This window comes from Parasulfitobacter algicola, from assembly GCF_013315265.1.
GTDB lineage: Bacteria > Pseudomonadota > Alphaproteobacteria > Rhodobacterales > Rhodobacteraceae > Parasulfitobacter > Parasulfitobacter algicola.
On the sequence record NZ_JABUFE010000007.1, the window covers coordinates 20,641 to 34,921 of the forward strand.

Annotated in this window: 15 protein-coding genes; 10 read left to right on the forward strand and 5 right to left on the reverse strand. The window is 53.8% G+C overall.

All coding sequences use genetic code 11. From position 1 onward, the window contains the following. Positions 1-231: 231 nt before the first annotated feature. The 4 genes from HRQ87_RS12185 to HRQ87_RS12200 are packed head-to-tail and all read right to left on the reverse strand — an operon-like array spanning position 232 to position 2,689. Positions 232-711, reverse strand: a complete 480-nt coding sequence (locus tag HRQ87_RS12185; protein WP_174138711.1) for a DUF6505 family protein — start codon at positions 709-711, stop codon at positions 232-234. A 4-nt stretch (positions 712-715) separates the two neighbouring features. Beyond that, complete coding sequence (locus HRQ87_RS12190; protein WP_174138879.1) at positions 716-1,417, reverse strand: DUF4444 domain-containing protein; 702 nt, start codon at positions 1,415-1,417, stop codon at positions 716-718. A 2-nt stretch (positions 1,418-1,419) separates the two neighbouring features. Continuing rightward, entirely contained in the window at positions 1,420-2,487 is a 1,068-nt protein-coding gene (locus HRQ87_RS12195) for a P-loop NTPase (protein ID WP_174138713.1), read from the reverse strand. A gap of 1 nt (position 2,488) precedes the next feature. After that, positions 2,489-2,689 (reverse strand): DUF6494 family protein, encoded by a 201-nt coding sequence (locus HRQ87_RS12200; protein ID WP_174138715.1) that lies wholly within the window; start codon positions 2,687-2,689, stop codon positions 2,489-2,491. A 37-nt stretch (positions 2,690-2,726) separates the two neighbouring features. On the opposite strand from HRQ87_RS12200, the gene HRQ87_RS12205 reads away from it, so the two are divergent. Beyond that, positions 2,727-3,509, forward strand: a complete 783-nt coding sequence (locus tag HRQ87_RS12205; RefSeq protein WP_246252221.1) for a cytochrome c — start codon at positions 2,727-2,729, stop codon at positions 3,507-3,509. Here HRQ87_RS12205 and HRQ87_RS12210 read toward each other — a convergent pair. Beyond that, positions 3,503-5,461 carry a 4Fe-4S binding protein gene (locus HRQ87_RS12210; protein ID WP_174138716.1) on the reverse strand — a complete coding sequence of 653 codons (1,959 nt, stop codon included), beginning with the start codon at positions 5,459-5,461 and terminating at the stop codon, positions 3,503-3,505. The genes HRQ87_RS12205 and HRQ87_RS12210 overlap by 7 nt on opposite strands. A 334-nt stretch (positions 5,462-5,795) precedes the next feature. Between HRQ87_RS12210 and HRQ87_RS12215 the strand changes: the two genes are divergently transcribed. From HRQ87_RS12215 to HRQ87_RS20495, 9 genes are all read left to right on the forward strand, one after another. Then, complete coding sequence (locus HRQ87_RS12215; protein WP_174138881.1) at positions 5,796-6,335, forward strand: DUF3305 domain-containing protein; 540 nt, start codon at positions 5,796-5,798, stop codon at positions 6,333-6,335. After that, positions 6,332-6,919 carry a DUF3306 domain-containing protein gene (locus HRQ87_RS12220; protein WP_174138718.1) on the forward strand — a complete coding sequence of 196 codons (588 nt, stop codon included), beginning with the start codon at positions 6,332-6,334 and terminating at the stop codon, positions 6,917-6,919. The genes HRQ87_RS12215 and HRQ87_RS12220 overlap by 4 nt, the downstream gene beginning before the upstream one ends. A gap of 36 nt (positions 6,920-6,955) precedes the next feature. Then, positions 6,956-7,564: a TorD/DmsD family molecular chaperone gene (locus tag HRQ87_RS12225; RefSeq protein WP_174138882.1), complete on the forward strand. Its 609-nt coding sequence runs from the start codon at positions 6,956-6,958 to the stop codon at positions 7,562-7,564. A gap of 54 nt (positions 7,565-7,618) precedes the next feature. Beyond that, on the forward strand, positions 7,619-7,810 hold the full coding sequence (locus HRQ87_RS12230) for a ubiquinol-cytochrome c reductase iron-sulfur subunit N-terminal domain-containing protein (protein WP_174138720.1): 192 nt from the start codon (positions 7,619-7,621) through the stop codon (positions 7,808-7,810). A 114-nt stretch (positions 7,811-7,924) separates the two neighbouring features. After that, complete coding sequence (locus HRQ87_RS12235; protein ID WP_174138721.1) at positions 7,925-10,918, forward strand: formate dehydrogenase subunit alpha; 2,994 nt, start codon at positions 7,925-7,927, stop codon at positions 10,916-10,918. A gap of 12 nt (positions 10,919-10,930) precedes the next feature. Beyond that, on the forward strand, positions 10,931-11,524 hold the full coding sequence (gene fdh3B / locus HRQ87_RS12240) for a formate dehydrogenase FDH3 subunit beta (RefSeq protein WP_174138723.1): 594 nt from the start codon (positions 10,931-10,933) through the stop codon (positions 11,522-11,524). An 80-nt stretch (positions 11,525-11,604) separates the two neighbouring features. Then, entirely contained in the window at positions 11,605-12,816 is a 1,212-nt protein-coding gene (locus HRQ87_RS12245; protein ID WP_174138724.1) for a formate dehydrogenase subunit gamma, read from the forward strand. Between the two features lies 1 nt (position 12,817). After that, on the forward strand, positions 12,818-14,116 hold the full coding sequence (locus HRQ87_RS12250; RefSeq protein ID WP_174138725.1) for a c-type cytochrome: 1,299 nt from the start codon (positions 12,818-12,820) through the stop codon (positions 14,114-14,116). Next, complete coding sequence (locus HRQ87_RS20495) at positions 14,113-14,247, forward strand: hypothetical protein (protein ID WP_281356649.1); 135 nt, start codon at positions 14,113-14,115, stop codon at positions 14,245-14,247. The genes HRQ87_RS12250 and HRQ87_RS20495 overlap by 4 nt, the downstream gene beginning before the upstream one ends. Positions 14,248-14,281 lie beyond the last annotated feature (34 nt).

Genomic DNA, 14,281 nt, shown 5'->3' on the forward strand with positions numbered 1-14,281 from the left:
TATCTTCGCCTAGGGATGCCGTCTGACATCAATCACGATCAACATTTATGGCCCGCTAGCAAAGCGAGTTCAGAAATTGGTGTTAGGGCAGAATTTAAAAACGATATGTTGATCGCACTTGAATGCAGGGGCTACCCTTATACCGAAAATCAGGGTTAATAAGGCAGAGTTTTGTACAAAAATTTAAGTACAAAACACATGTACAAAATATACAAAACTTTGGTTTTCGGATTATTCGTCCAGTGATCCGTGGATGGCAAATTGTTCCATTCCGGCGTCCTGGGCCTCGATCGTGCGAAAGCTTTCCTTGACGCCGGCTTCGGTCAATTCGCGCTGGACTGTGACCAGTGTATTGGGCTCCTGATCTTCACACAGTTCAGCCATATGGGCCAGTTCTTCCTTGGCAACGTTTGTGGCCGCGTCCAGCGATGGCGCCCCATAGACATCGACAAAATGTTGCGCAAGGCTTTCTATCAAAGCATTGAATTCGTTGTCTTCTATCTGAGTTACGGCAACAAATGTCACCCGGCCAAAGGTCTCGACCCCCAGCCACCCATTCGCAAATGCCTGCCGCGCTTTACCGGTCAGGTCGGCTTCGCCCCAGTTTGAAAATTCAAAGCCGCCGCTAATGGCCCATTCACCGGTGCGTGCAGGATTGTGAAAGATACGCGTGTCGCTTTCATCAAAGTGGATCGCACGGGCCAGTTTCATAGTTTTATCCTTTTAGAACAGTGCTTAACGGGATCAGATGGGTGGTTTTATCATCGCGCAGCAGCATACCGAAATTTTCGTCAACACCCAGAAATGTACCCGACAGATCGCCCCGTGTCACCGGTGCACCAACGCCAAAAGCCAGGCCGTTCCATTCACGATGCACCGGTGCCGTACCATCATCAAGCCAGCGATTGATCCACACCAAAGTGTGCCGTGACCAGCTTTCCAGCAGACGGGTCTGATCAACCTCGCCGCAGCCTTCTTCAAAAAGTGCTGTTTCTTCAGGGATTTGCCCCGGCGCACTGCCAGATCGAATGAACGGAATATCCAGGCCGACAACCAACCAATCGGGCGTCGCTTCGGGATTGGTGTCAGAAGTCGCAATCGTCAATTGCCCACATGCCGCACCATTCACCAGAATGCCGCCATCCCACATCAGATGAACCGCCACTTCCGGCGGGGCCAACGCACCAAGCGCACTTTGCAGACCGATGCCGCATAGGGGCAACATAACAACTGCCTTTGACAAAGGCACTTCAGGCGCAAAGACCATGGCCGCCCGCAGACGATCCGCCTGTATATTATGCACGACCAGTCCAGCGTCACAGCCTAACGCAGAAAGCGCCTGTGCTTTTTCAAACGGATCATCAGCCCCCGTTACCGCCTGACCTTGCAGCAAAGGTGGAAATGTCGGTTCCATAATTGTCATGCCTGGCCAGCCTTGATCAGATCGCGGGCCACTTTGCGAAACGCGGCGGCCTGCGCACTGTCGGGTTTGGACACCACAATCGGGGCACCCCCATCTGCGGCAAGACGAATATCGAGATGCAGCGGAATTTCAGCCAGCAGCGGCACGCCAAGCTTTTCAGCTTCTTTCACTACGCCACCATGGCCAAAAACATGCTCTTCGTGACCGCAAGATGAACAAATATGCGTCGACATATTTTCGATCATCCCGATGATTGGCGTTTTCATCTGGTTAAACATATCCACGCCTTTACGGGCATCAATCAGCGCCACGTCTTGGGGGGTCGAAACGATCACCACACCGTCCACTGCAAATTTCTGGGTCAGCGTCATCTGAACATCACCGGTGCCGGGTGGCAGATCGACGATCAGAACATCCAACGCGCCCCATTGCACCTGCGTCATCATCTGTTGCAAGGCACCCATCAGCATCGGACCACGCCAGACAACGGCCTGATCATCATTGGTCATCAGGCCAATTGACATCATCGTGACACCGTGATTGCGCATCGGCAGGATCGTTTTGCCATCAGGGGATGCAGGGCGACCCGACACGCCCAGCATACGCGGTTGCGAAGGACCATAAACATCGGCATCCAGCAATCCCACACGCCGTCCTTCGGCAGCCAGCGCACAGGCCAGATTGGCCGAAACCGTCGATTTGCCAACCCCACCCTTGCCCGATGCGATACCGATGATCCGGTCAACGCCAGGAATTTTTTCAGGACCCTGTGGTTCGGCCTTGCGCCCAATTTTCAGATCAGGCGGGGCGGCAGGTTTGCTGTGGGCCGTCATAACAACAGACACAGATGCGGCCCCGTCCAGCGCTTTCACTTTCTGCTCGGCCTCGGCGCGGGCAGGTTCCAACTTGGCTGCACGGGTCGGATCAACCTCAAGCACAAAACGAACAGCACCGTCATCCACGGTCAACGCCCGCACCATGCCAGCCGAAACAATATCCTGCCCACCAATCGGGTCGGAAACAGTTTTCAGCGTTTCCAATACTTTATCACGCGTAAGTGTCACCTTATGATCGTCCCTCGATCTTGCCTGTCACGACATGTTCGACATCCAATCCATCAATGGTCAGCACCACTTTGGCCTCAAATGTCTTGCCAGCCGTCGTGTCTGCACCCGCTTTGCGCATGGCATCTTCTATCGCCTGCTGCGACGTCACACCGACCTGCTTGAGAAACTTGCGCATGCTCATGTTGAACTCTTCGCTCATTTTTCAGTCCTCCCTTTTTTGTAAACACAGTTGACGCATGAAAGCTTCGCCCTTTACCCTTAACGGACAACTCATCACTGGAAACGGGGCCAAGCTGCGCGTCATAGTATCCATAGTTCTATTATGCCTGACTGCAAGCATTGTCAGCGCCGATGACAAGCGGTTTAGCCTGACCGCCCCCGACTTTTTGCGCAACAGTGGTTTTCTGCAGCACATTCTGCCGCGATTTTCGATGAAAACCGGGATCAAGATTGATGACGGCGACGGGCTTGTTTTTCAGACCAGACCTGCGGGCCAGGTCGTTTTTTCCAGCCAAGGCACACACTATTTTCTGGATGGCGTTGATACCAAGGCTGAACAACGCTTTCGTGATTGGCTGATCTCTGACATCGGGCGTCGTACGATTGAAAGCTTTGAAAACGATGCAGGCGTTACATTTCAAGCGGTTGCAGAACAGGCCGAAACTGTACAAGCCGCTGACTTTACCGGGGATGCAATCAAAGGTGAGACACTGTCGTTGGCGCTTTGCGGTCGCTGTCATGTGGTCAATGATACCAACCGCATGAATGATATCGGATCGACGCCCTCTTTCGCTGTTCTGCGGACGTTTTCGGATTGGGACGTTCGGTTTCAGATTTTTTACACACTGAAGCCGCACGGCGCGTTCACCCAGGTTGATGGGGTTACCGATCCTTTTGACCCCCTGCGCCCTTCGCCCATTGCGCCAATCGCGATGACCATTCAGGATCTGGACGCCATCATTGCTTTCGTCGCAACAGTGCAACCTGCTGATCTGGGCGCACCGATCCAACATCAGTGATCTTTGCGTTTGCTGAAATAATCATCGGTGGTGCGAACGGCAGGGCGTTCCTTGCCTGTAAACGGGTTGTTTTCCGAATGATATTGCGCTTGCACACGGCAATTGTCGCACATTTGGATCATCTTGGCCGCATCACTGGTGGCAAACATTGCATGCTTACCGGCCAGCTTTTCAGTGATCTTTTCAATGGTCGACTTCACACCGAACAATGATCCGCATTCAATACAGGCAAAGGGTTCTTCTTCGTTCAGAACCCTCTGGTCAAACGCGGTATCGGACGTATCAAGTTGCGGCTTCAGTTCAATCGCGTTTTCAGGGCAGATGTTTTTGCACAGACCACATTGCAGACAGGCGTCTTCCTGAAAGCGCAACTGCGGCATATCCGGATTATCGACCAGCGCACCGGACGGGCAAAGGGACACACAAGACAGACACAATGTGCAGGCATCCGTATTGACAAGCACCGCACCATAGGGCGCATTTTCCGGCAGAGGAATGGGCGTATCGGCATTGGGTTGCAGGGCCTTACCGGCCAGGCGCGCGACCTGGCGGCGTGTTCCAAGTGTCAGCACGGGTTCTGCAAGAGCAGATGGCGTATCTTGATCATAAAGCACATCGCACAGCTGATCGGGATCAGCCAAATCCAGCAATCTGATCACATCCTTACCCGCGATGGCCACTGCAAGGGTCTGTTCACGTTCCAGAACATCGCGTTCGGATTTCGGCGACAACAACACATCAATGCCAGCAAAGCCGCTGGCCAAAGCCGCCAGCATTTCGGCGTGACCAAATCCGGACAGCGCTTCGATGTCCAAAGGGATCACATCGGCGGGCAAACCGCGCCCAAAACGGGCCGCCAGCGATATCATTTGGGTTCCGAAATCGCGATCACAAACCAGAAGGCGGGGCTGTTCACCCCCAGCCTGACGGTATGTACGCGATAACGTATCGATGCGGCGAAACAGGAAATCGACAGGCGGATCATCATAGGTAATCGCCCCGGATGGACACAGCGCGGAACACGCACCACACCCAGCACAAATCATCGGATCAATTGCCACATGGTCGCCATTTGGCGTGATCGCACCGGTTGGGCAGACGTTCAAGCAATTGGAACACCCGATTTGCCCTGCCCGCGAATGGGCGCACAAGCTTTCCTGCAAGGCGACATAAAACGGCTTTTCAAATGTTCCGATCAGCTGTGACGCATCCAAAATCCCTTTGGCCACCGACTTTGGATCACGTGGATCAGCACGCAGATATCCATTGCGTTTTTGTGGGGCTGGCACCATCGCGGGCTTGCCTGTTAGGTCCAGCAGAATGTCACATTGGGAAATGGCCCCATCTTTGGGCGCAGTCATTTGCAGCGCACCGCGTCCACCTGGAATGATCTGTTGCAACGCATCAATGCGCACCTCAAATCCGCCCAAAGCGCCCTGTACCCCCCGCAAAGCTCCACGAATGACATCAAAATTGCGATGCCACGGTAGATCGGGATCATCGATAACAAGTACGGTGACACTTAACACGTCGCACAGCTGTTCAGCAGCGGGTAAGACGATATCAGATGGCCCAACAATCAGGCACATGCCTTCGGAAATGACATCAACGACCTTTGGGCTTGGCACAGTCAACTGTGCTTCGGCCAACAGTGCTGCCATTTTGGGACCTGCTCTTTCCCCATCATCCGACCACCCCGCCCGGTCGCGCAGATCGATGAAATCTGGCACATTGGTGCCCAACTCGGCTGCCAGCTCTTCGAACCTTGGGCGTTCCTGTTGGCAAGCGATAATAACGTCGCTAGCCGTCATTTCTTTGGCCACAGATTCGATTTCACCCATGCAAAGGGCCGAATGAATGCGCGAACACACCAGACCGGTCGCCTGCCCGATCGCATCCCGATTGATCGACTGCGTTCCGGTACAATCGCATAAAATCAGCTTCTTTGGCATGTCTTCCACCCTGTTTCCGGTCATGACTGTTTATTAGTAGTCCATTTCATGACCAGAAGCTAAGAAACCTTGGATTCGTTCCAAGGTAAAGGCTTTCCAAAGGTCAGATACGTCCTATGGATGAAATTGCGTCAAATCGACACAACCCATCTTGAAAAAGACCAGTATTTAACGTGTTTGCCAGCCTCATCTCTACGACCTACGTCTAGTACGACGAAATTTACTTGGAACTTCGGTAGTTTTTGCAGCATGCTATTTCATACGCATCCATGGGGGTGTGTTTTACGGGTAAGGGAGGCGTCATTTGGCATCAGTTTTTGCCAACAAGATTTCTATGCCAGTCGGCGTTGTCGTCAGGAAGTCACCTGGTGTGACCCGTTGGGCAAAATGGTCTTGGAAAGCAGTTGCCATTTTACCCGGTGCCGGACCTGCCGATTGGGCCGTTCTGCGATCAGAAGGTGACAATGTCGAATACCACGCCGCGACTGTGCCGTTGGAATTATGGTCCACAGATACCGAAGCTTATCTGACCGCTATATCGGATCAAATCCCTTGTGTTTATGTTGTGATGCGTCCCACGGATGGGACTGACATTCCCTATGATGTCCTGCTGATCACCGCATCACCTTACGAGGCACAGGATTATGCAGACAGCGCAGAAGAACTGGTCGAAAAAATTCCAATGACCGAAGGGCTGGTGGCTTGGGTTCGGGATTTCGCAAATGCGCATCATGTGGATGAAGAATTCATCAAACGCCGTCGCGATAAAAAGCGCATTGATCAGAAAGAAGATGGGCGCGGTGACGCGCGCATCTCGCAAGCCACGGATGTCTATCGCGCGCCACGTCGCAAACAAACGGGGGCGATCCATTGACCACATCAACTGATTTCTGGTCACGTCGCAAAGCCCGTGTCGAGGCTGAGGTTCTGAAAGACCAAAAGGCCGCCGAAGATCTGAAGGTGCTGAATGAACAGGCCCAATTGGCCGAAAGATCAGATGATGAGGTTTTGGCAGAGCTCAATTTACCTGATCCTGACACATTGAAACCCGGCGATGATTTTTCGGCCTTTATGAAACAGGCCATTCCAGAACGCATTCGCCGCCGCGCTTTGCGCAAGCTGTGGGTGTCAAATCCGGTTTTGGCGAATGTCGATAATCTGGTCGACTATGGCGAAGATTTCACAGATTCAGCGATGGCCGTCGAAAATATCCAGACGGCTTATCAGGTCGGCAAGGGGATGTTGTCACATCTTCTGAAACTGGAGCAAGAGGCGCAGGCCGCCGAAGTGGAACCGGATGAAGTCGCTGACGCTGCGGAAGCTATTGCCGAAACGCCACAGAATTGCAACCATGACGTGCAGCCTCTGGAAACTGAAGACGAAAACACTGAAACTGAAGAAAATGAAACCCCCGTAATTCGGCGGAAGATGCGATTTGAATTCGCACAAGAGACGTAGCCAACAGACTCCTCGCAAGAGGTTGGAAGGAAAATGATGACTATGACGGCTGACCTGCCCGGGATCGCAGAAGAAGATCGCTTGCGCGCTGATCTTTACGATTTCCTTGGCCTATTGTTGGCCAACCCGCCCAAGGCCGATCTTTTGCGGCAAGCGGCCGCTTTGAAGGGCAACGACACAGATCTTGGTCAAGCTATTCAGGCGCTTGCCCGCGTGGCAAAAGTCACCACAGAGAAAGGCGTTGAACGTGAATTCAACGCCTTGTTCATCGGATTGGGCCGTGGCGAACTGCTACCCTATGCCAGCTATTATCTGACGGGCTTTCTGAATGAAAAACCACTGGCCCATTTGCGCACTGACATGTCGACCCAGCGGATCACGCGTGCGCCCAACGTGTTTGAGCCCGAAGATAACATCGCATCTTTGATGGAAATGATGGCCGGCATGATCACCGGTCGTTTTGGCGCTGCTGCCAGCCTTGATGCCCAGAAAACGTTTTTTAACAAACATATCGGCCCTTGGGCTGGTCACTTTTATTCAGATTTGGAAGCTGCGAAAAATTCGGTACTTTATGCATCCGTCGGCGTTGTCGGCCGGACGTTCATGGATATCGAACGCGAGGCTTTCCGAATGACCGCAGGTTAGGCCTGCATCCACCGGTCGCATCCGTGGCCACGAAGAAGAAAGGGAGAGGTTCCCATGAGCAAATCAGAAAATGAGGGCAAAAGCCGTCGTGACTTTCTAAAGCTTGCTTCCACCGCAGCCCCAGCAGCCGTTGCAGCCGCAGCGCTGACCGGCGCACCGGCACAAGCGGCTGAAACTGTGACGGACGAAACGCTTATGCAAGACACCGCGCACACTCGCGCATACTTTGACAGCGCCCGGTTCTGATCCGGTCACTGACACACTGACGACCCCGACCAATGGTTGCGTAACGCCCGACGGTCGGTTCAACGAAACCCCGCAAGCCCCTGAATAACAGGGAGCCAGCAAGGGAGAGAGAACATGCTAAGGAAAAAGACCAACGGGGTTGCGCGACGCCCCCAGCGGACAAGTATCCTGTCTTCAGCTGCTGAAAAATCAGTAGATCGCCGTGCATTTTTGCGCGGATCTGGCTTGGCCATCGGTGGTCTGGCTGCAATCAGCGCAGTGGGTGGCACCGTCACCCAGGCCTCAGCCGCATCGGCTGTCAAAGGCGCTGTCGAGACAGTTAAATCCGTTTGTACCCACTGTTCCGTAGGCTGTACCGTTATTGCCGAAGTGCAAAATGGTATCTGGACGGGTCAGGAACCCGGCTGGGACAGCCCGTTCAATCTGGGTGCGCATTGTGCCAAAGGGGCTGCTGTCCGCGAACATGCCCACGGCGAACGCCGCCTGAAGCACCCGATGAAAAAAGTGAACGGCGAATGGGTCAAGATCAGCTGGGATCAGGCGATTGACGAAATCGGCGACCAGATGATGACAATCCGCGAAGAAAGCGGACCTGACAGCGTTTACTGGCTGGGATCGGCCAAGCACAACAACGAACAGGCGTATCTGTTCCGCAAGTTTGCCGCCTATTGGGGCACGAACAACGTCGATCACCAGGCCCGGATCTGCCATTCGACCACCGTTGCAGGTGTTGCGAACACATGGGGCTATGGCGCCATGACCAACAGTTATAACGATATTCATAACTCCAAGGCGATCTTTATCATCGGTGGTAACCCCGCCGAGGCGCATCCTGTTTCCCTTTTGCACGTGCTAAAGGCGAAAGAGGAAAACAACGCGCCCCTGATCGTTTGTGATCCACGTTTCACGCGGACGGCCGCGCATGCAGATGAATATGTCCGCTTCCGCCCCGGTTCTGACGTGGCTTTGGTTTGGGGTATTCTGTGGCATATCTTTGAAAATGACTGGGAAGACAAAGAATTCATTCGCACCCGCGTTTGGGGGATGGACCAGATCAAAGAAGAAGTTGCCAAATGGAACCCAGAAGAGGTTGAACGCGTCACAGGTGCCCCTGGTGCCCAGATAAAGCGTGTGGCTCGCACATTGGCCAACAACCGCCCCGGTACCGTTATTTGGTGCATGGGTGGCACGCAGCACACCAACGGGAACAACAACACCCGCGCTTACTGCATCTTGCAACTGGCTTTGGGCAACATGGGCGTTGCCGGTGGTGGCACAAACATCTTCCGTGGCCACGACAACGTGCAAGGCGCAACCGATCTTGGCGTTCTGTCGCACACTTTGCCCGGGTATTACGGTCTGTCCGCAGGGGCATGGTCGCATTGGTCACGTGTCTGGGGCGAAGATCTGGATTGGCTGAAAGGTCAGTTTGAAACGGTCAAAGCCGCTGATGGCAAAGACAAGAACCTGATGAATTCAACCGGTATTCCTGTATCGCGTTGGATCGACGGGGTTCTTGAAGACAAAGACAACATTGATCAGCCCGACAACGTGCGTGCGATGGTTCTTTGGGGTCATGCCCCCAATTCGCAAACGCGAATGAAGGAAATGAAAACGGCGATGGAAAAAGTCGACACGCTTGTCGTGATTGACCCCTTCCCAACCGTTTCAGCTGTTCTGCATGACCGCACCGATGGCGTTTACCTGCTGCCAGCCTGTACCCAGTTTGAAACACGCGGGTCTGTTACGGCGTCGAACCGGTCTATCCAATGGCGCGATAAGATCATGGAGCCGCTGTTTGAATCCAAGCCTGATGAAGTGATCATTGCAAAGTTCGCCAATAAGTTCGGTTTTGCTGATCGTCTGTTCCGCAACATCGAAATGGACGATCCTGAAACGCCGAATGTCGAAAGCATCACACGCGAATTCAATAGCGGTATGTGGACAGTTGGCTATACGGGTCAAAGTCCTGAGCGGCTGAAATTGCATATGGCCAATCAGCACACGTTCGACAAAACCACGCTGCGCGCGAATGGTGGTCCGGCTGACGGGGATCACTATGGTCTGCCATGGCCATGCTGGGGCACGCCCGAGATGAACCACCCAGGTACGCCAAACCTGTATGACATGTCACAACCGGTGTCCGAAGGTGGTCTGACATTCCGCGCGCGTTTCGGTGTGGAACGCGATGGTGAAAATCTGCTGGCCGAAGGGGTCTATAGCGCGAATTCCGAAATTCAGGACGGATATCCGGAATTCACCTATCAGATGCTCAAGGATCTGGGTTGGGACAAAGACCTGACCGAGGCAGAGCGTCGTTCAATCGCTTATGTCGCTGGTGTCGAAGGATTTACAGGTGTTGTCGGCGAAAGCGATGATGGTGAAGAGGTTGGCGAAAGCTCAATGTCGCCGTTCCCGTCTGATTATGATGATCGGGTGGCATCCGTGAACTGGAAAACCGACCTGTCGGGCGGTATTCAGCGGGTGGCGATCAAGCACGAATGTGCACCGTTCGGAAATGCGAAAGCCCGTACTGTTGTGTGGACATTCCCTGATCCGATCCCGGTTCACCGCGAACCCCTTTATACCAATCGTCGCGATCTGGTGGCGGATTATCCAACCTATGAAGACCGCAAGTTCTATCGTTTGCCTACAATGTATGCATCGATCCAGAAACAGGACTTCAGCCAGGATTATCCGATCATCCTGACCTCGGGCCGTTTGGTCGAATACGAGGGCGGCGGTGATGAAACCCGGTCGAACCCATGGTTGGCCGAACTTCAGCAAGACATGTTCGTCGAAATCAATCCACGTGATGCGAACGATCTGGGTATCCGGGATGGCGCACAGGTTTGGGTCGAAGGTCCGGAAAAAGGCAAGGTCAAAGTGATGGCCATGGTCACCGAACGGGTGGGGGCTGGCGTTGCCTTTATGCCCTTCCACTTCGGCGGTCATTTCGAAGGTGTGGACCAGCGCGATAAGTACCCTGACGGGGCTGATCCGTATGTGTTGGGCGAAAGTACCAACACGGCCCAGACCTATGGCTACGATTCAGTGACACAGATGCAAGAGACAAAAGCGACTCTTTGCAAAATCACTGCAGCATAAGGAGCAATAAGAATGGCAAGAGCTAAGTTTCTCTGCGACGCCGAACGCTGCATTGAATGCAACGCCTGCGTCACGGCGTGTAAGAACGAACATGAGGTACCGTGGGGCATCAACCGCCGCCGGGTGGTGACCATCAATGATGGGAAACCCGGCGAACGGTCGATCTCGGTCGCCTGTATGCACTGTTCTGACGCGCCCTGTATGGCAGTCTGCCCTGTGGACTGTTTTTATCAGAACGAAGAAGGTGTGGTCCTGCACTCAAAGGATCTGTGCATCGGCTGTGGCTACTGTTTCTATGCGTGCCCCTTCGGCGCGCCGCAGTATCCACAGGCGGGCAACTTCGGATCGCGCGGTAAGATGGACAAATGTACCTTCTGCGCCGGTGGCCCCGAAGAAACCCACTCGACAGCTGAATTCCAGAAATACGGACGCAACCGGATCGCCGAAGGCAAACTGCCCATCTGCGCCGAAATGTGTTCGACCAAGGCGCTGCTGGCCGGTGATGGCGACGTTGTATCCGCAATCTATCGCGAACGCGTTGTTGCCCGCGGCTTTGGTTCAGGTGCCTGGGGCTGGGGAACGGCCTACGATCAAAAAGGCGGCTAAACGCTTTTTTCTGCACGATACCAAGGACGGCCTGCAAGGGCCGTCCTTGTGACCCATTACATAAACAAGGACCATCTTTGATGTTTCGCGCTCTTATCGCCTTGTTGCTAACGATTACCTTTGTGTCCACAGCACCCGCACAAGAGACCGAGGCCCCTGCCCCGGTTGACAGATCTGTCACTGGCGGTGCCCCGACTTTGGAAGATATCCTGGCCCGTCAACGCGGTGAGACCGTCGATGACAGCTATCGCCGCAACCTGACAGGCGACACTGACAGCGCGGCTGGTATGGCCAATCAACTTGGCACCCTGGGCGGTGCATCTGACAGCGAAGTGTACCGTGCCCTGCGGTTTGGCACCGCTGACGTCACAGTGTCATCACGCGGGCCTGCAGCCGAAGTTCTGATACAGGATGGTGGCATGCGCTGGCTTTTGTTCCGCGAAGGACCGCTGCTGACGTACGGTGGTTATCTATTGCTGGCGACGCTGATCTTGCTGACGATTTTCTATGTTTTACGCGGCCGCATTCGTATTGACGGCCCCAAAACCGGCCGCACAATCACGCGGTTCAAGGCGGTTGAGCGGTTTGGCCACTGGCTGCTGGCCGGGTCATTCATTCTGCTTGGCATTACAGGGCTTGTGTCGCTGTTCGGTCGCGTCGCGATCATTCCGCTTCTTGGGCACGAAGCCTTTGCCACATTCGCAATGGCCAGCAAATGGATACACAATAATGTCGCGTGGGCCTTTATGCTGGGTCTGGTGATGGTGTTTGTGATGTGGGTGTTGGACAACATTCCCAATAAGACAGATCTGAAATGGCTGGCCGTTGGCGGTGGTCTGTTCAGCAAAGATGTCCACCCCCCTGCGAAAAAATTCAACGCGGGTCAAAAGATGATCTTTTGGTCGGTCGTAGTGCTTGGTGTGTCGATTTCACTGTCTGGCCTGTCATTGTTGTTCCCGTTTGAAATGCCGATGTTTGCCAAAACATTCGCAATCCTGAATGACACAGGCCTGCCGCAGCTTTTGGGCTTTGGTACCCTGCCCGAAGTCATGGCCCCGCATGAAGAAATGCAATACGCCCAAGCGTGGCATTCGATCGTGGCTTTTATCTTCATGGCGATCATCTTTGCGCATATCTATATAGGCTCGGTTGGAATGGAAGGCGCGTTTGACGCCATGGGTTCGGGCGAGGTCGAAGAACAATGGGCCAAAGAACACCACGGTCTGTGGGTCGAAGAGGTCAAAGCGAAAGAGCAGGAAAAAATCTCTGGCAGCGCCACGCCTGCGGAATAAGATGAGGACTATAGCAGCATTTTGCATCATCCTTTTGCCTTGCGCTGCGTTGGCACAAGATTTCTTTACGCTCAAAGGGCACGGCGGCCCCATCATGGATGTCGCTGTGTCACCGTCAGGGCAGATACTGACAGGCAGTTTCGATAATTCAATCGCATTATGGGATGGGTCAACGCCGCAGTGGCTGGAAGCCCACGACGCGGCAGTGACGACGATATTGCCGCTAAGTGATGATCTGGTGATATCGGGCGGCGATGATTTTCAAGTCATCCTGTGGGTTCTGCAAGATCAAAACCATATGGTTTTGGGCCAGCATCAAGGCAAGGTTACGGCGTTGGCTGCGGCGCCGAACGGTTTGCAATTCGCATCAGCCAGTTGGGACGGCAGTATCGGATTGTGGTCTGCACAAGGCGATGTACGCCGATTGACAGGCCACACTGGCGGCGTCAATGATGTGGCGTTTTCAGCTGATGGGAAAAGTCTGTATTCCGCGTCATCCGATGGCACAATCCGACTTTGGGATCTGAAGAAAGAGAATGAAAACCGCGTCATCCTGGACAATGGGTTCGGCATCAATACCTTGATCTTAAACCAAGCAAATGGCTGGCTTGCCTATGGTGCTGTTGATGGCGTCACACGCATTATTAATCCTGAAACCGGCGCTGATATCGCGGATTTCACACTGGATCGCCGCCCCATTCTGGCCATGGCGCTTAGCCCCGATACGGCACATTTGGCCGTTGGTGATGGCGAAGGCTATATTATGGTCATAGACACGGCCGAATGGGCAATCGCCCGCGATTTCCGTGCCACACTGAAAGGACCGATCTGGGCGTTGGCCTTTTCCCAAAACGGTCAGAACATCCATGCGGGTGGCTTGGATGATACGCTGTATTCATGGCCCATCGCACAGATGGGTGATCTTGATCCAATACAAACAGCAGAACGCAGTTTTCAGCAGGATCCCGACACCATGGAGAACGGCGAACGTCAATTTGCCCGCAAGTGTTCGATCTGTCATACCCTGACGCCCGACAACGCCCGGCGCGCAGGACCAACCCTGTACGGTGTGTTCGGGCGCAAGGCAGGAACAGTACCAGATTACATCTATTCCAGCACGCTGACCAATTCTGACATCATCTGGGATGATGACACGATAGACGCGCTTTTTGATGAAGGGCCGGATCATTACATTCCGGGCTCGAAAATGCCGATGCAACGTATTACACAACAAAAAGATCGCGACGACCTTGTGGCTTATCTGCGCCGCACGACCAATCCGGAGATAAATCAAGAATGAAAATAATGATGATCGCCTTTGCCGCCACAGCCCTCATTTCTGTCCTTGCGTGGGTCACTTTGGATTATGTCGACCTTGCCGGATTTTCTGCTGCAGAACAGGGCAGCGGCCCATCTGTGCGATTGGACTAAGAATAGACGCGCCTTTGCAACCGGGTTAGACAAA